The organism is Nocardioides terrigena (assembly GCF_003047265.1).
In the GTDB taxonomy this organism is placed as follows: domain Bacteria; phylum Actinomycetota; class Actinomycetes; order Propionibacteriales; family Nocardioidaceae; genus Nocardioides; species Nocardioides terrigena.
In genome coordinates, this window is sequence record NZ_PZYY01000017.1 from 18,937 (window position 1) to 36,544 (window position 17,608).

The 17,608-nt window shown below is 71.2% G+C and carries 13 protein-coding genes; 8 read left to right on the forward strand and 5 right to left on the reverse strand.

The annotated features are described in order from the left end of the window. Window positions 1–37 precede the first annotated feature (37 nt). From DAE25_RS22410 to DAE25_RS22420, 3 genes are read right to left on the reverse strand one after another with little or no spacing between them, the layout of a single operon-like run. On the reverse strand, window positions 38–2,110 hold the full coding sequence (locus DAE25_RS22410; RefSeq protein WP_107768517.1) for a PTS fructose transporter subunit IIABC: 2,073 nt from the start codon (window positions 2,108–2,110) through the stop codon (window positions 38–40). Beyond that, window positions 2,107–3,060 (reverse strand): 1-phosphofructokinase family hexose kinase, encoded by a 954-nt coding sequence (locus tag DAE25_RS22415; RefSeq protein ID WP_107768518.1) that lies wholly within the window; start codon window positions 3,058–3,060, stop codon window positions 2,107–2,109. Before DAE25_RS22415 ends, DAE25_RS22410 begins: the two co-directional genes overlap by 4 nt. Further along, window positions 3,057–3,893 (reverse strand): DeoR/GlpR family DNA-binding transcription regulator, encoded by an 837-nt coding sequence (locus tag DAE25_RS22420; protein WP_234411207.1) that lies wholly within the window; start codon window positions 3,891–3,893, stop codon window positions 3,057–3,059. The genes DAE25_RS22415 and DAE25_RS22420 overlap by 4 nt, the downstream gene beginning before the upstream one ends. Window positions 3,894–3,960: 67 nt before the next feature. Here DAE25_RS22420 and ptsP point away from each other — a divergent pair, with 67 nt between their 5' ends. Further along, window positions 3,961–5,640: a phosphoenolpyruvate--protein phosphotransferase gene (ptsP, locus tag DAE25_RS22425; protein WP_107768520.1), complete on the forward strand. Its 1,680-nt coding sequence runs from the start codon at window positions 3,961–3,963 to the stop codon at window positions 5,638–5,640. 192 nt (window positions 5,641–5,832) lie between these two features. Here the strand turns inward: ptsP and DAE25_RS22430 are convergent, their stop codons facing one another. Then, window positions 5,833–6,879, reverse strand: a complete 1,047-nt coding sequence (locus tag DAE25_RS22430; protein ID WP_107768521.1) for a zinc-dependent dehydrogenase — start codon at window positions 6,877–6,879, stop codon at window positions 5,833–5,835. A gap of 209 nt (window positions 6,880–7,088) precedes the next feature. Between DAE25_RS22430 and DAE25_RS22435 the strand changes: the two genes are divergently transcribed. Next, a complete protein-coding gene (locus tag DAE25_RS22435) occupies window positions 7,089–9,077 on the forward strand; it encodes a PTS mannitol transporter subunit IICBA (protein ID WP_107768522.1) in 1,989 nt (662 codons plus the stop codon). Window positions 9,078–9,223: 146 nt separating this feature from the next. Here DAE25_RS22435 and DAE25_RS22440 read toward each other — a convergent pair whose 3' ends face one another. Then, complete coding sequence (locus DAE25_RS22440; protein WP_234411208.1) at window positions 9,224–11,368, reverse strand: molybdopterin-dependent oxidoreductase; 2,145 nt, start codon at window positions 11,366–11,368, stop codon at window positions 9,224–9,226. A 79-nt stretch (window positions 11,369–11,447) separates the two neighbouring features. On the opposite strand from DAE25_RS22440, the gene DAE25_RS22445 reads away from it, so the two are divergent. The 6 genes from DAE25_RS22445 to DAE25_RS22470 all read left to right on the forward strand — a co-directional run bounded on the left by DAE25_RS22445 (window position 11,448) and on the right by DAE25_RS22470 (window position 17,318). Further along, window positions 11,448–11,774, forward strand: a complete 327-nt coding sequence (locus tag DAE25_RS22445; RefSeq protein ID WP_107768523.1) for a PadR family transcriptional regulator — start codon at window positions 11,448–11,450, stop codon at window positions 11,772–11,774. Then, entirely contained in the window at window positions 11,771–12,583 is an 813-nt protein-coding gene (locus DAE25_RS22450) for an HAAS signaling domain-containing protein (protein WP_107768524.1), read from the forward strand. The genes DAE25_RS22445 and DAE25_RS22450 overlap by 4 nt, the downstream gene beginning before the upstream one ends. 115 nt (window positions 12,584–12,698) lie before the next feature. Then, entirely contained in the window at window positions 12,699–12,962 is a 264-nt protein-coding gene (locus tag DAE25_RS22455; RefSeq protein WP_107768525.1) for a DUF6458 family protein, read from the forward strand. Window positions 12,963–13,142: 180 nt separating this feature from the next. Further along, window positions 13,143–13,418: a 30S ribosomal protein S15 gene (rpsO, locus tag DAE25_RS22460; protein ID WP_056885564.1), complete on the forward strand. Its 276-nt coding sequence runs from the start codon at window positions 13,143–13,145 to the stop codon at window positions 13,416–13,418. A gap of 287 nt (window positions 13,419–13,705) precedes the next feature. Then, window positions 13,706–15,934 carry a polyribonucleotide nucleotidyltransferase gene (locus DAE25_RS22465; RefSeq protein ID WP_199907736.1) on the forward strand — a complete coding sequence of 743 codons (2,229 nt, stop codon included), beginning with the start codon at window positions 13,706–13,708 and terminating at the stop codon, window positions 15,932–15,934. A 79-nt stretch (window positions 15,935–16,013) separates the two neighbouring features. After that, window positions 16,014–17,318, forward strand: a complete 1,305-nt coding sequence (locus DAE25_RS22470; protein ID WP_234411209.1) for a M16 family metallopeptidase — start codon at window positions 16,014–16,016, stop codon at window positions 17,316–17,318. Window positions 17,319–17,608 lie beyond the last annotated feature (290 nt).

Consider the following 17,608-nt stretch of genomic DNA (forward strand, 5'->3'; position numbering starts at 1 on the left):
TCCTACAGGTTCGGTGGGGGAGTGGTCGGTGCGTGGGTCAGACAGTAGCGAGGTCGGTGTCGCGATCGCCGATGCTCTTGAGGGTGATCACCAGCGCGGCGGCGACGAGCGTGCCCGCGACGAGGGCGATGAGGAAGCCCCACACCCCGTCCACGGCGAAGAGCACGAAGATTCCGCCGTGCGGGGCGCGCAGCGAGACGTCGAAGCTCATCGCCAGGGCACCGGTGACCGCGCTGCCCGCCATGATCGAGGGGATCACGCGCAGCGGGTCGGCCGCGGCGAACGGGATGGCCCCCTCGGTGATGAACGAGGCGCCCATCGCCCACGCCGCCTTGCCGTTCTCGCGCTCGGGCACGGTGAAGAGCCCGGGGCGGAGGACGGTGGCCAGGGCCAGCGCCAGCGGCGGCACCATGCCGGCGAGCATGACCGCGGCCATGACCCGGAGCTCCGGAGCGTCCGTGGCGGTGGCGGCGGCACCGAGGCCGGTGACGGCGAACGCGTAGGCGGTCTTGTTGAGCGGGCCGCCCATGTCGAAGGCCATCATCAGGCCGAGGATGATGCCCAGGATGATCGCAGAGCCGCCCTGCAGGCTGTTGAGGCCGTCCGACAGGTTGGCCATCAGGCTCGCCAACGGCTTGCCGAGCACGACCACCATCACGAAGCCCACGATGAGGGTGGCGAGCAGCGGGATGACCAGCACCGGCATCAGGCCGCGCATCCAGGTGGGGACCCTCCAGCCGGCGATCCAGTGGGCCACCATGCCGGCGAGCACGCCGCCGATGATGCCGCCGAGGAAGCCGGAGTTGAGCGTGCCGGCGATCGCCCCCATGACGAAGCCGGGCGCGATGCCCGGGCGGTCGGCGATCGCGTAGGCGATGTAGCCGGCCAGGGCGGGCACCAGGAACCCGAAGGCGGCACCGCCCAGGGTGAGGAGCAGGGCGCCGAGGTAGGTCAGCAGCGGCCCGTTGGGCAGCGTCGCGTCACCGGCGAGGTCGTAGGAGCTGGTGTCGGGGAGGTTGAGGAGTGACGAGTCGGCGATGATCAGGCCGGACACACCGGCGCCGTCCTCGGTCTGGAGGGCGATCTCGTAGCCGCCGAGCAGGAAGGACAGGGCGATGAGCAGACCGCCCGCGGCGACGAACGGGATCATGTACGAGACACCGGTCATCAGCACCCGGCGCGCGGTGGCGCCGAACGACTGCTTCCCGGTGGCGCCCTCGCCGCCCTCGGCCACGGTGCCCTCGACGCGCGGCGCCGACGGGTCGTCGGCGTACCGGAGCGCCTCGGCGATCATCGTGTCGGCGTCGTCGATGGGGCGCTTGACGCCGGAGCTGACCATGGGCTTGCCGGCGAAGCGGCTGCGGTCGCGCACGCCGACGTCGACGGCGAAGATCACCGCGGAGGCGTTGGCGATCGTCTCGGGGGAGAGCGGCGTGCTGCCGGCCGACCCCTGGGTCTCGACCTGGATCGGGATCCCGGCCCGCCCGGCGGCGGCCTCGAGGGCCTCGGCGGCCATGTAGGTGTGCGCGATGCCGGTCGGGCACGCGGTGACGGCGACGAGCGACTTGGGTCCGCCGGTCGCCAGCGTCACGGCCGTGGCGGCCGCGGGCGTCGCGGCGGCCACGGAGGCCGCGGCGGGCGTCGACCTGGCCGGGTCGGGCACGTCGAGCGCCGCCTGGATGAGCGCGACGACCTCGTCGGCGTCCTCGGCCTCGCGCAGCGCGTTGGTGAAGGACGGCTTCACGAGCGAGCGGGCCAGCTTGGTGAGCAGCTGGAGGTGGGTGGCGTCGCCACCGGCCGGTGCGGCGATCAGGAACGCCAGGTCGGCGGGGCCGTCCTTGGCGCCGAAGTCCACCCGCGGGCGCAGGCGGGCGAAAGCCAGCGTGGGCTCCTCCACACCGGTGGTCCGGCAGTGGGGGATGGCGATGCCACCCGGCAGGCCGGTCGAGGAGGTCTCCTCGCGGGCGAAGGCGTCGGCGATGAGCTGCTCGGTGTCGGCGGCGCGGCCGGCGTCGCTGACGACGGCGGCCAGGCCCCGGATCACGTCGAGCTTGTCGTCGCCCCACGTCGTGTCGAGACGCACCAGTTCCCTGGTGATCAGATCGGTCATGCAGTGCCTCCCAAGGCGGTGACGGTGACGAGCTCGGTGCGGAGGTGCGACGGCTCGGGAATCGTGGTGCCGGGCAGGGCAGCGGCGGCGCTGCCGTAGGCCACGGCGAGGGCGAGGCGCTTCGGCGGCGTGAGCCCGCGGATGTCGCCCAGGACGTAGCCGAACAGGCTCGAGTCGCCTGCTCCTACCGTGCTCACGACGGTGGTCGGTGGGGGAGTGGCGTGCCAGGCGCCCTCGCGGGTGACGAGCACGGCGCCGTTGCCGCCGAGGGTCGCCAGGACTGCCTCGACGCCGCGGTCGACGAGCGTCCGCGCGGCGGCCGCGGCGAGCCGCGGGTCGCCCTCCAGCTTGTCCGCGTCGCCGCCGGTGAAGGAGGCGAGCTCCTCGCCGTTGGGCTTCATCAGGTGCGGTGCCGACGCGGGGAGCGCGTCGACGAGGGCGCGCAGCGGTGCCTCGCTGGTGTCCACCGCGACCTTCGCCACGGTGCCGCGCAGGCGGCGTACGACGTCGGCGTAGAACTCCGGCGGCGCGCCGGGCGGCAGCGACCCCGCGAGCACGGCCCAGTCGGCCGTCCCGGCCCGGGCCATCAGCGCGTCGGACATCGCGTCGAGGTGCACCTGCTCGACGGTGGCGCCGGGGGAGTTGAGCTTGGTGGTGGTGCCGTCGGGCTCGGTGATGGTGATGTTGACCCGGACGTCGCCGGCGGGCCGGACCGGTCGGCAGTCGATGCCCGCGGCGAGCAGCTCGATGACGAACGGATCGTCCTTGGCCGCGGGGAGCACCGCCAGCGTCGGCTGCCCGGCGCTGACCGAGGCCCGGGAGATGTTGACGCCCTTGCCACCGCCCTGCGACGTCACCGAGTCGACGCGCTGCACCTGGCCGCGCATCAGCTCGCCGGCCAGGGACACCGTGCGGTCGATGCTGGGGTTGGGGGTCAGGGTCAGGATCATGCGATCACCACTTCCACGCCGGCCGCGTCGAGGGCCTTCTGGTCGTCGGGCTTGATGGCTGAGTCGGTGACCAGGACGTCGATGTCGCTGACGGCGGCGAACCGCAGCGAGGACTCGACGCCGATCTTGGTGGAGTCGGCAAGCACGACGGTACGCCGTCCGGCGGCCACGATGGCGCGCTTGGTGGCGGCTTCCTCGCGGTCGGGAGTGGTGAGCCCGTGGCCGATGCTCAGGCCGTTGGTCGCCACGAAGGAGACATCGGCCCGCAGGTCGCCGAGCGCGGCCACCGTGTCGGCGCCGACGGCGGCCTGGGTGGTCGGTCGGACCTTGCCCGGCAGGAGGAAGAGGTCGATCTGTGGGAGTCCGGCGAGCCTCGCGGCGACCGGCACGGCGTGGGTGACGACGGTCAGCCGGTGGTCGCGGGGGAGGAGCGCGGCGAGCCGGGCGGTGGTGGAGCCGGCGTCGATGACCACGATCGAGCCGGGGGGCGGCAGCAGGGCGACGGCCGCGGCGGCGATCAGGTCCTTGGCGGTGGTGTTGGCCAGGTCGCGCTCGGTGAGTCCCGACTCGATGACGGCGAGCGAGCTTGCGGGCACGGCGCCCCCGTGCACGCGGCGGATGAGGCCGATGCGCTCCAGTGCGGACAGGTCCCGGCGCACGGTCTCGGTGGTCACCGAGAACTCCTCGGCGAGCTCGGCGACGGAGACGCGACCCTGCTGGGTGATGGCCTGGGCCATGGCCTGCTGGCGTTCCTCGGCGTACACCGGGACTCCTTCGGTCATCGTGGGTCGGGCCTGGTGAGGAGGGCGGGCGACGTGGTCGCCGTCACTCATCTGTGTCTGTGTTGTTTTATCCCCGTATCTGTTGATTGTCAAGCACGCACTGAACTACGGTGTGTCCATGACCACAGTTGCTCACACCGTGCTCCGCGGGACGCCCGTCGTGCCGGGAGTCGCCGCCGGACCTGCCCTCCTCGTGCGTGGCGAGGTCTCGCCCGCGGCGATCGCGCGCTTCGGCGACGGCGACTTCGCCGACGCCGAGGCCGCCATGGCGGCGTACGACGACGCGGTCGGCGCGGTCGCCGACACCTTCGCCCGCAAGGCCGACAAGGCCACCGGGCCGGCCGCGGAGGTGCTGACCGCGAGTGCCGGTCTGGCCCGCGACAAGGGCCTGCGCGGCGCGGTGGCCAAGAACGTCGCAGCCGGCCAAGGCCTGGTGTCCGCCGTCGACGCGGCCGTCGAGCAGTTCGTCACGATCTTCACCAACATGGGCGGCCTGATGGCAGAGCGGGTCACCGACCTCGAGGACATCGAGCGGCGGGTCGTCGCCCACCTCGTCGGCGAGCCCGAGCCCGGCGTGCCGACGCCGTCCGAGCCGTCGGTGCTGGTCGCCGAGGACCTCGCGCCCAGCGACACGTCCGGGCTGGACCCCGAGCTCATCGTCGCGCTGGTCACCGAGCGGGGTGGCGCCACCAGCCACACCGCCATCATCGCCCGGCAGCTGGGCATCCCCTGCGTGGTCGGCACCGCCGGCATCACCGACCTCGACCAGGGCGCGTTCCTGGTCGTCGACGGCGAGTCCGGGGAGGTCGAGGTCGGGGGAGACCCCGCCGAGGCCCAGGAGCGGGTGGCCGCCAGCAAGGCGGAGCGCGCGGCGCTGGCCGACTGGTCCGGTCCGGCCGCGACGTCCGACGGGATCGCCGTCAAGCTGCTCGCCAACGTGGCCGACGGCCCGAGCGCGGTGCAGGCCAGCGCCGAGCCGGTCCAGGGGGTCGGGCTCTTCCGCACCGAGCTGTGCTTCCTCAACGCCACCGACGAGCCGTCGGCCGAGGAGCAGGCCGACATCTACGCACAGGTGCTGGGCGCCTTCGGCGAGGACCAGCACGTCGTGATCCGCACCCTCGACGCCGGCTCCGACAAGCCGATCGCCTTCGCGACCCTGCCCGGCGAGGAGAACCCTGCCCTCGGTGTCCGCGGCCTCCGGCTGTCCTTCGGCAACCCGGGCCTGATGGACCGCCAGCTCGACGGCATCAAGATCGCCGCCGAGCGGACCGGCACCGAGACCTGGGTGATGGCGCCGATGGTCGCGACCGTCGCCGAGGCCTCCGACTTCGCCGACAAGGTCCGCGCCCGGGGGCTCAAGCCCGGCATCATGGTCGAGATCCCCAGTGCCGCCCTCCTGGCGCACCGGATGCTCGAGGTCGTGGACTTCCTCTCCATCGGCACCAACGACCTCACGCAGTACGCCATGGCCGCCGACCGGATGGCCACGGACCTCGCCCACCTCACCGACCCGTGGCAGCCGGCCGTGCTCCAGCTCATCGCGATCACCGCTGAGGCGGGCAAGCAGGCCGGCAAGTCGGTCGGGGTCTGCGGCGAGGCGGCCGCCGACCCGCTGCTGGCGTGCGCGCTGGTGGGCATGGGGGTCACCTCGCTGTCGATGGCGGCCCGGGCCGTGCGTCCGGTGGGCGCCCAGCTCTCCCGCGTGTCCATGGACACCTGCGAGGCCGCCGCCGAGGCCGCGCTCGGCGCGAGCGACCCGATGGCCGGGCGCGACGCCGTCCGCGCGCTCCTGCACTGATCGCAGGCCCCACCGGGGTCAGTACGACGAAACGGCCCGCCCCTCCAAGTGAGGTGGCGGGCCGTCCGTGGTGCTGCGGTCAGGGCTCGACGGTGGGTTTCGAGACGGGTCGCTCGTCCGCCGCTGTCGCGGCGTGCGAGCCGACCCTCCTCAACCTCCCCGTCGCGAGCCCTGTCGGCTCGTTCCTCGCCGTCAGGGCTCGACGGTGACCTTGATGGCCTCGCCCTTGGCGACGATGTCGAAGGCCGAGAGCACGTCGTCGAGGGGGATGTGCTTGGTGATCAGGTCCTTGACGGGCACCTGGCCGGTGGAGATGTACTGCAGCGCCCGCTTGTTGTGGTCCGGCGAGGAGCCGTTGGCGCCGTGGATGTGCAGCTGGCGGTAGTGCACGACGTTGGAGTCGCAGGTGATGGTCGGGTCGGTCTTGGGGAGGCCGCCGAAGAACGAGATGCGCCCCTGGCGGGCGGCCATCGCGATGGCCTGCTCCTGGGTGACGTTGGCCGGGGTCGCGGTGATGATCACGTCGGCGCCGCGGCCGTCGGTGAGCTTCATGACCTCCTCGACGACGTCGACCTTCGACGCGTCGATGACGTGGTCGGGCTGGACGGCGTCGGCAGACATCTGCAGCCGCTCGGCGTTGACGTCGACGAGGACGACGGTGCCGACCTTGTGCACGCCGCGGGCGATGCGGATGTGCATGCAGCCGATCGGGCCGGCGCCGAAGACGACGGTGAAGTCACCCTCCTCGATGCCCAGCTGCTCCTGCGCGTTGATGGCGCAGGCGAAGGGCTCGGCGGCCGAGGCCTCGTCGTAGCCCACGTTGTCGGGGATGCGGTTGAGGCCGTCGACCTTGAGCACCTGGGCCGGGACGATCATGTACTCCGCGAAGCCACCGTCGTACTGGTAGCCGACGGACGTCTGGTTCTGGCAGACCTCCATCCAGCCCTTCTTGCACTCGTGGCACTCGCCGCAGGGAACGGCCGCGATGCACTGCACGCGGTCGCCCACGGAGAAGCCGCCGAGCGCGTCGGCGCCGACCTCCACGATCTCGCCGGCCACCTCGTGGCCCATCGTGGTGGTCCCGGTGATGTTGACGTGGCCGTTCTTCTTGATCTTCACGTCCGTGCCGCAGGTCGAGCAGTTCTTGACCTTGATCTTGATCTCGTCGGGCCCGCACTCGGGCTCGGGCACGTCCTCGAGCCGGACGTCCTCGGGGGCGTAGAAGCGCAGTGCCTTCATGGTCGGAATCCCTCCACGGGTGCATTGTCGATCGGCTGGTGTGGTGTGTCACTCACCGTAGCGGGCATAACGGGGCGAAATCCACACCAAATCACACCCACTTTGGCCCGAATGCTTGGCAACGTGCCCGTATTGAGGTGTACTGGTGCTCTGCCTGTGATCGGGGTCACCCCGCGCTCCAGCACCCGTCACCACATCCGGAGGAATCCATGTCCACACAGACGACACCGCGCCCCGGCGCGCGGGTCCACGTGCAGAAGTTCGGAACGTTCCTGTCCAACATGATCATGCCGAACATTCCGGCCCTGATCGCCTGGGGCCTGCTCACGGCCCTGTTCATCGATGTCGGCTGGTGGCCCAACGCGGACCTGGCCACCATGGTCGGTCCTGCGATCCACTACCTGCTGCCGATCCTGATCGCCGCCACCGGTGGTCGCATGGTGTACGGCGACCGCGGCGCCGTCGTCGGTGCCTTCGCGGTGATGGGTGCCATCGCCGGGTCCGACTTCCTCATCGCCGAGTTCAACACGGCCGAGCTGGCCAAGTGGCTCGCCGCCGGCAACGCCGCGGAGGACTTCTCGGCGCTGGGCCAGGTGCACATGTTCATCGGCGCCATGATCATGGGACCGCTGGCAGCCTGGGTCATGAAGAAGCTCGACGCCCTCTGGGAGGGCAAGGTGCGCGCCGGCTTCGAGATGCTCGTCAACATGTTCTCGGCCGGCATCGTCGCGTTCGTGATGGCAATCGTGGGCTTCTGGGTCATCGCCCCGATCGTCAACAAGGTCATGGAGGTCCTCGGCAACGGGGTGGAGACGCTGGTCGACAACAACCTGCTGCCGCTCACCTCGGTGGTCATCGAGCCGGCCAAGGTCTTCTTCCTCAACAACGCCATCAACCACGGCGTGCTGACCCCGCTCGGCCTGACCGAGGCGGCCGAGACGGGCAAGTCCGTGCTGTTCCTGCTCGAGGCCAACCCCGGCCCGGGCCTGGGCCTGCTCATCGCGATCTCCATCTTCGGCAAGGGCGTGGCCAAGGCCACGGCCCCCGGTGCGGCGATCATCCAGTTCTTCGGCGGCATCCACGAGATCTACTTCCCGTACGTCCTGATGAAGCCCATCCTGATCCTCGCCATGATCGCGGGTGGCATGACCGGTGTCGCCGTGAACGTCGCCTTCGACGTGGGCCTGCGTGCCCCGGCGGCACCCGGCTCGATCTTCGCTGTGTACGCACAGACGGCGAGCGGCAGCTTCGTCGGCGTGACCCTGGCGGTGTTCTCCTCGGCCGCGGTGACCTTCCTGGTGGCGTCCCTGCTCCTCAAGCTCGACCGGTCCGAGGACGAGGGCGACCTCGCCGCCGCGACCGCGCAGATGGAGGCCAACAAGGGCAAGAAGTCGTCGGTCGCCGGGATGCTGACGGGCGGCACCGGAGCCCCCGCCGGTGCGATCAAGTCGATCGTGTTCGCCTGCGACGCCGGCATGGGCTCCTCGGCCATGGGGGCGTCGGTGCTCCGCAAGAAGATCCAGGCCGCCGGCCACGGTGACGTGACCGTCGTCAACAAGGCGATCTCCAACCTCGACGACACCTACGACCTGGTCGTGAGCCACCAAGACCTCACCGACCGTGCCCGTCAGAAGACCCCGTCGGCCATGCACGTGGCAGTGGACAACTTCATGGCCTCACCGCGCTACGACGAGATCGTCGAGCTGCTCGACCGCACCAACACCCCCGGCGGGGCGCCCGTCGAGGAGGCGGCCGCGGAGACCCCGAGCGGGGTGCTCGACGACAGCTCGATCGTGCTGCGGGGCAGCGCCACCACGCGTGACGACGCCATCACCGAGGCGGGCGAGCTGCTCGTCGCCAGCGGCGCCGTCGAGGCGTCGTACGTCGAGGCGATGCACGAGCGGGAGACCTCGGTCTCCACCCACATGGGCAACCTGCTCGCCATCCCGCACGGCACCAACGAGGCCAAGTCAGCGATCAACCGATCGGCGATCTCGTTCATCCGCTACCCCGACGGCGTCGACTGGAACGGCAAGCCGGCCGAGTTCGTGATCGGCATCGCCGGCGCGGGTGACGACCACCTGGCCCTCCTGCAGAAGATCGCCGGGGTCTTCACCGACCCGGCGCAGGTCGAGCGCCTGCGTCAGGCCGGTACGGCGGCCGAGGTGCGCGAGGTCCTCGAGGGCGTGCGCGTCTGACCCACCGATGACCAGGACGCCCGGACGGACCGCTGCAGGTCCGTCCGGGCGTCCTGTCGTCATGTCCTGGGGTAGTCCGTGACGAACGGACCCCCGGATCGTCCGGACAGGGGTCCGTCCGTCACGGACTACCCCGACTGCCTGACCTACCCGGGGACCGCGGAGACGGTCACGGGTACGCCGCTCAGCGCGGCGTTGCCCGACACGTCGAGGCGCTCGGGGTCGGTGAGGTCGTTGATCGAGACGCCGGGAACCTGTGCCGCGGCACTCATCCCGGGGTTGCGGGCGTGCCCGTAGCCGTGGGGGAGGCTGACGACGCCGCGCATCACGTCCTCGGTCGCGGACACCTCGACGTCGACGGCCCCGACGCGTGAGGTGACCCGGACGGTGGTCCCGTCCACCAGGGCGCGGGCCGCCAGGTCGTCGGGGTGCATGAGCAGGTGGTGGCGCGGGCGTCCGCGGGTGAGCCGCTCGACGTTGTGCATCCACGCGTTGCAGTCCTTCTGGTGGCGGCGGCCGATGAGCAGCAGCTCGCCTTCCACGGGGGCCGGGACGGCCGCCAGCCGCGCCAGGTCGTCGATCACGAGCGCTGGGGCCAGGTCGATGCGGTGGTCGCGGGTCTGGAGGCGCTCGGGCAGCAACCCGGCACGAAGCGGGCCCAGGTCGATGCCCGCGGGGCTGGCACGGAGCTTGCGCAGGGTGACCCCGGTGCGACCGCTCAGCAACAGCAGCTGGACGAGCCGCGTCGGGCTGGCGGTCATCCGGGCACGGAGCGCCAGCCGCTTGCGGCGCGAGGGCCGCCGGTCCAGGCGCGCCACCGTGCGCAAGGCCAGCTCCCGGTAGATCTGCCAGTCGTGCCGCGTCCCCGGGCCCGCCGGGAGCACGGCCGGCGTGAAGCGGGCGGTGTTGCGCACGGCGAGCGTCTGGAAGACCAGGTCGTAGTGGTCGCGCTCCAGTGCGGTGGTCGGCGGCAGGATGACGTCGGCGTGCCGGGTGGTCTCGTTGAGGTAGATGTCGACGGCCGCCATGAAGTCGAGGCCGGCCAAGGACTCGTCGAGACGAGCGCCGTCGGGCGTGGAGAGCACCGGGTTGCCCGAGAGCGTCAGCATCGCGCGCACCTGGCCCTCGCCCGGCGTCTCGATCTCCTCGCGCAGGGCCGAGACCGGAAGCTCGCTCGCGGTCTCGGGCAGTCCGCGCACCCGCGACCGCCAGGCGCCGTGGTGGCCCCGTCCGATGATGCCGCGGCCGACGACGTCGATGGCCGGGCTGGTGAACATGGCCCCGCCCTCCCGGTCGAGGTTGCCGGTGACGATGTTGAGGACGTTGACGGCCCACTGGCACACCGACCCGAACTCGTGCGTCGAGACGCCGACGCGTCCGTAGACGACCGCGCTCTCGGCAGCGGCGAGCTCGCGGGCGAGCCTCCGGACCTCCTCGGCGGGGACGCCGCTCATCGCCGCGGCCCGCTCGGGGGTGAAGTCGGCGACGGCCGCCTCGACCGCCTCCAGCCCGGGGGCGTGGGCGGGCGCGGTCGCGACGCCGTCGGCGAAGAGCACCTGGAGCATGGCGAGCAGGACCCAGGCGTCGCTGCCGGGGCGTACGAAGTGGTGCTCGGTGGCGATCCTCGCCGTCTCGGTGCGCCGCGGGTCCAGCACGACCAGGCGGCCGCCGCGGCGCTTGAGGTCGCGCGCCCGCTGCGGGAAGTCCGGCACGGTCATCAGCGACCCGTTGGAGGCCATCGGGTTGGCGCCCACGACGAGGAAGTGGTCGGTCCGGTCGATGTCGGGGATCGGCAGGAGCAGCTGGTGGCCGAACATGAGGTGCGCGAGCAGCTGGTGGGGGAGCTGGTCCACCGACGTGGCGCTGTAGGTGTTGCGGGTCCGCAGCGCCTTGACCAGGCCGATCCCGTGGGTCATCGACCCGAGGCTGTGGACGTTGGGGTTGCCGAGGTAGATCCCCACGGCGTCCCGGCCGTGGGCGTTGATGGCCGAGGCGAGGCCGTCGGCCACCAGGTCGAAGGCCTCGTCCCACCCGATCTCGGTCCACTCGCCGGTGCTGCGGTCGCGCCGCACGGGGCGCCGCAACCGCTCCGGGTCGGCGTACACGTCGACGATCGCCACGCCCTTGGGACAGACGTGGCCGCGCGAGAGCGGGTCGTCGGGGTTGCCCCGGACGCCGGTGACGGCCCCCGCCTCGAGCGTGATCTCGAGGCCGCAGATCGCCTCGCAGAGGTTGCAGACCCCGAGCTTCTTCACCGGGGCGCTGGACGGAGCGTTCGTCGGGGGAGGCACCCGCGGATCCTCGCACGGCGACACGCCGACGGACCGGCGCTTGCTGCGGTAGTGCGCATTCCGCACTACTGTCCACCGCATGGACAGCACACAGCTCCTCAAGGGGGTGCTCGACCTCGCGGTGCTCGCGGTGGTCGACGACGAGGACGGCTACGGGTACGACGTCGTCCGCCGGCTGCGGGCCGGCGGCCTCGACGAGGTGGGGGACGCCTCCGTCTACGGCACGCTGCGGCGGTTGTACGCCGCCGGCGCACTGACGTCGTACGTCGTGGCCTCCGAGAGCGGACCGCACCGCAAGTACTACGGCATCACCCCGACCGGCCGCGACCAGCTCAAGACCCAGCGCGACGACTGGGCCCACTTCTCCACGACCGTCACCAACCTGCTCCAGGGGGCCCGCCCATGAACACCGCACCAGTCGTCCGACCCGAGGTCGAGCAGTTCGTCGCCGCCGTGCGCGAGCGCTTCGCCGACCTGGACCCCGACGAGCGCGAGGACCTGCTCGACGGCCTCGAGGCGGACATGTCCGACCTCGCCGACGAGCGTGGGCCGGAGGCGCTGGGGGATCCCGACGCGTACGCCGCGGAGCTGCGGGCCGCCGCCGGCCTCCCGCCCGCCGGTCGAGGGCGCCGGCCCGTGGCAGAGCGGGTGGAGGGGTGGCTCGACGGCGCGCGCCGGCGCTGGGACGCCGTCGCCCTCGGCCTCCCGGGTGATCCGTGGGGCCTGGCCCGGTCCCTGCGGCCGGTCTGGTGGGTCCTCCGCGCCTGGGTCGCGCTCCAGGTGGTGGACCTCCTGTTCGGGTCGGGCGCCCGCAACTTCGGGCTGTCCCCGGTGCCGAGCCTGCTGGGGTGGGGCCTGCCACTCCTGGTGGTGGCCGTCCTCGTCAGCGTCCAGATGGGTCGCGGGAAGTGGTGGCCGGGACGGGGTGATCGTGGAGCCGCCGCCCGCGTCCTGCTGCTGGCCATGAACGTGGCGGCGATCGCAGCGGTGCCCGTCACGGTGACCGAGGTGTTGACGCCCGCCAAGGTCGCGGCCTGGGGGATGGACGAGTGGACGCATCCGGTCTCGGACGTCGACCCCGGGGTGATCGCCTACGACGGGCGCCAGGTCTGCACGCTGCGGGTGGTGGACGAGCAGGGGCGACGTGTCGAGGGGCTCCGCGTCCTGGACGCCACCTCCGGTGAGCTGCTGCCGCTGAACAACCCGTCCTGCTGACCGAGGTCAGTCACCCCTGCGGGTGGGGCGAGGCGGCGTCGCGCGTCATGGTCGGCGTCGTGGGGCGTTACGTTCCACGAGCACTCATTCCCCACCACCACCTGGAGACAACACCATGGGTTACGGACTCGGCGTCTTCCTGCTGGCGCTCGGCCTCATCCTGGCCTTCGCCGTGCAGGACATGATCAGCGCCGTCGACCTCACGATGGTCGGCTACATCCTCTGCCTGGCCGGCGTCCTGGTCATCGCGATCACCGCCATCCAGAGCAACACGCGCCGTCGCCACACGACGGTCGCCACGACCACCGACCACGAGGGTCGTCGGGCCACCACGGAGAAGCGGACAGAGTCCGACCCGCCGGCCCCGCCGGCCGTCTGAGGCCTCGCTCCACCGGCTCTCCGCCCGGGTCCCAGCGTTTTGGGGCCCGGGCGTCGCCGTTGGTAACCTTCTCCGGTTGCCCACCGCACGGTGGGACATGCCGTCATGACGGCCGCGGATCCAGAGAGCCCCGGGCATCCTGCCCCGAGCGCCGCGCAACGAGACCGGAAGGAGCCCCGCATGTCGATCGGTACCGACGCGGAGACCAAGAAGAAGATCATCGCTGAGTACGCCACGGCCGAGGGCGACACCGGTTCGCCCGAGGTCCAGGTCGCTCTCCTGAGCTACCGCATCAGCCACCTCACCGAGCACCTCAAGCAGCACAAGCACGACCACCACAGCCGTCGTGGCCTCCTGCTGCTCGTCGGCCAGCGCCGTCGCCTGCTCAACTACCTGCAGAAGACCGAGATCGAGCGTTACCGCTCGATCGTCGAGCGCCTCGGCCTGCGCCGCTGACACGCCTGGAGCGGTTCCCCGATCACGGGGAGCCGCTCCTGCTGGTTTGCGGCCTACTCCGTTAGGCTCGACCCCGGCCCTCGCGGCCACCCGCTCACGCATCACGCACAACTTCACATTCACACCACCAGGAGTGGCCCGGAACGTCGGCTCGGTCCTCGGTAGTGGCCTCCGGATCGCCGCGTCAACCGCGGCCCGTGGGCCTCGATCGAAGACCGGCAACATGCTCGAACGACGAGCTGTTCGGGCGTTCCGCGGCTAGCTCCGCGAAGAGAAAGGGAAACCCTTTGAACGAGGGACCCATCATTTCTGCTGTCGAGACCGTGCTGGACAACGGCAAGTTCGGACAGCGCACCGTCAAGTTCGAGACCGGCCTGCTGGCCCGCCAGGCGGCCGGCTCGGTCACTGCCTACCTCGACGACGAGACCATGCTGCTCTCGGCGACGACCGCCGGCAAGACGCCGAAGGACCACTTCGACTTCTTCCCGCTGACGATCGACGTCGAGGAGCGGATGTACGCCGTGGGCCAGATCCCCGGCTCCTTCTTCCGGTCCGAGGGTCGCCCGGGCGAAGACGCGATCCTCACCTGCCGGCTCATCGACCGCCCGCTGCGCCCGACCTTCAAGAAGGGCCTGCGCAACGAGGTCCAGGTCGTTATCACCGTCATGGCGCTCGACCCCAACGTCCCCTACGACGTGCTGGCCATCAACGCCGCGTCGCTGTCGACCCAGCTCTCCGGCCTGCCGTTCTCCGGCCCCGTCGGTGGCGTCCGCGTGGCGCTCATCGAGGGCCAGTGGGTCGCGTTCCCGACGCACTCGCAGCTCGAGACCGCCGTGTTCGACATGGTCGTCGCCGGTCGGGTCACCGACACCGGTGACGTCGCGATCATGATGGTCGAGGCCGAGGCCACCGAGGAGACCATCGCGCTCGTCCAGGGTGGCGCCCAGGCGCCGACCGAGGAGGTCGTGGCCGGTGGCCTCGACGCCGCGAAGCCCTTCATCAAGCAGCTCGTCGAGGCCCAGGCCGAGCTGGCCCGCGAGGCCGCCAAGCCCGTCCAGGACTTCCCGGTCTTCCTCGACTACGAGGACGACGTCTACGACGCCGTCGAGGCTGCGGCCAAGGACGACGCCGACGCCGCGATGCGCATCGCCGACAAGCAGGAGCGCGAGTCGCGCACCGACGAGATCAAGAGCGCGCTGCTCGGAAAGCTCGCCGGCCAGTTCGAGGGCCGCGAGAAGGAGATCGGCGCGGCGTTCCGCTCGCTGACCAAGTCGCTCGTCCGTGAGCGCGTCCTGCGCGACAAGGTCCGCATGGACGGTCGCGGTCTCGCCGACATCCGCCCGCTGCACGCCGAGGTCGGCGTGATCCCGCGCGTGCACGGCTCGGCGCTGTTCGAGCGTGGCGAGACCCAGATCCTGGGTGTCACCACGCTCAACATGCTCAAGCTCGAACAGCAGCTCGACACGCTCTCCCCGGAGAAGCACCGCCGCTACATGCACAAGTACGTCTTCCCGCCGTTCTCCACCGGCGAGACCGGTCGCGTGGGCTCGCCCAAGCGTCGCGAGGTCGGCCACGGTGCGCTCGCGCGCCGTGCCCTGCTGCCGGTGCTCCCGAGCCGCGAGGAGTTCCCCTACGCGATCCGTCAGCTCTCCGAGGCCATGGGCTCCAACGGCTCCACCTCGATGGGCTCGGTCTGCGCGTCCACGCTGTCGCTCCTCCAGGCCGGCGTGCCGCTCAAGGCGTCCGTCGCGGGCATCGCGATGGGCCTCATCTCCGGTGAGGTCGACGGCAAGACGGAGTACGTCGCGCTGACCGACATCCTCGGTGCCGAGGACGCGTTCGGCGACATGGACTTCAAGGTCGCCGGTACCCGCGAGTTCGTGACCGCGCTCCAGCTCGACACCAAGCTCGACGGCATTCCTGCCGAGGTCCTCGCTGCGGCGCTGACCCAGGCCCGCGATGCCCGTCTCGCGATCCTCGACGTCATGGCCGAGGCCATCGACGCCCCCGAGGAGATGTCGCTCCACGCCCCGCGGATCATCACGATCCGGGTGCCCGTCGACAAGATCGGCGAGGTCATCGGCCCGAAGGGCAAGATCATCAACCAGATCCAGGACGACACGGGCGCGACCCTGTCGATCGAGGACGACGGCACGGTCTACATCGGTGCGACCAACGGTGAGGCGGCCGAGGCAGCCAAGAACGCCGTCAACGCGATCGCCAACCCGACCATGCCCGAGGTCGGCGAGCGCTACCTCGGCACGGTCGTCAAGACGACCAACTTCGGTGCCTTCGTCTCGCTGATGCCCGGCAAGGACGGCCTGCTGCACATCAGCAAGCTGCGTGCCCTCGCCGGCGGCAAGCGCGTCGAGGCCGTCGAGGACGTCCTCGCGGTGGGCCAGAAGGTCCAGGTCGAGATCGGCGAGATCGACGACCGCGGCAAGCTCTCGCTCGTGCCGGTCGTGGAGGACTCCTCCGCGTCGGACGACGAGGCCGAGGCCGCCGAGTCCGAGTGACCTGAGCTCCACCCGCGACCGGCCGGCAGACCACCTGCCGGCCGGTCGTGGCATTTCTCCCCCGAAAGGCATCGCTTCCGTGCAGAACTCCGGCACCACCCGCACCCTCCAGACGGTCAAGGACTCGGACGGCCAGGTGACCTCACGCGTCCGCCGCACGGTCCTGCCCAGCGGGCTCCGCATCGTCACCGAGCAGATGGCCGGCGCCCGCTCGGCGAGCATCGGGGTCTGGGTCGGCGTGGGCTCGCGGGACGAGACCCCGGCCCTGCACGGCTGCTCGCACTTCCTCGAGCACCTGCTCTTCAAGGGCACCCGGGAGCGCAGCGCCCTCGACATCTCGGTGGCCCTCGACGCGGTGGGTGGCGAGTTCAACGCCTTCACCGCCAAGGAGTACACCTGCTTCCACGCGCGGGTCCTCGACGACGACCTGCCGATGGCGATCGACGTCCTCGGTGACATGGTCACCAACTCGCTGCTGACCGCGGCCGACGTCGAGGCGGAGCGGGACGTGATCCTCGACGAGATCGCCATGCACGACGACGACCCGGACGACGTGGTGCACAACCTCTTCGCCCACCAGGCGTGGGGCGACACCCCCCTCGGACGGCCGATCGCCGGCACCCACGACTCCATCACCGCGATGAGCCGCGACCAGATCCACCGCTTCTACCGCCGCCACTACCGGCCCGGGACCATGGTCGTCGCCGCGGCCGGCAGCGTCGACCACGCGACCGTCGTACGCCAGGTGCGCAAGGCCTTCGGCCGTCAGGGCTTCCTCGACGGCGAGGGCGCCCCGGCCGCCGCCCGGATCACCGACAAGGCACGTCCGGTCGCCTCCGGCGAGGCCCGCACGACCCGCCCCTTCGAGCAGGTCAACATCGTGCTCGGCGCGAAGGGCATCACCCGCACCGACGAGCGCCGCTACGCCCTCGGGGTCCTCAACACCGCCCTCGGTGGAGGCACCTCGTCACGGCTCTTCCAAGAGGTGCGCGAGCACCGCGGGCTGGCCTACTCGGTCTACTCGTTCGCCAGCCACCACGCCGACGCCGGCCTGGTCGGTGTCTCGGTGGGCTGCCTGCCCGGCAAGGTCGAGGACGTGCTGGCCACCGTGCGCGGCGAGCTCGCCAAGGTGGCGGCCGACGGCATCACCGCCGAGGAGCTCGAGCGCGGCAAGGGCCAGCTGCGCGGGGGACTGGTGCTGGGCCTCGAGGACTCCGGCTCGCGGATGTCGCGGATCGGCAAGGTCGAGCTCATGCGCGACGAGCTGCTCTCGATCGACCAGGTCATCGCCCGGATCGACGCCGTCACGCTCGACGAGGTGCGTACCGTCGCCGCCGAGCTCTTCTCCCAGCCCGAGGTGCTCGCGGTCGTCGGCCCGCGCTGACCCCCTGCAGCCCCTCTGTCGAGAGCCGAGTGCCGCGGCCGTGACTGGCGGCGGCCGACAGGTACGGCGAGCTGCGAGATGTCGGCGCCCGCCAGTGTCCTGGGCGGGTTGAGCGCCGCGTGGCAGGCGGCCCGCGGGTCTCCAGAGGCTGACTCGTAACTGGCGGCGGCGGACAGGTACGGCGAGCTGCGAGATGTTGTCCTGACTTGTGTCGGTATGGACAGTTCTGTCTCGGGTTCGTCCGGACACTTTGACCCGCTGTGAGCGCATGGTGCGTCCATGGCAGACAG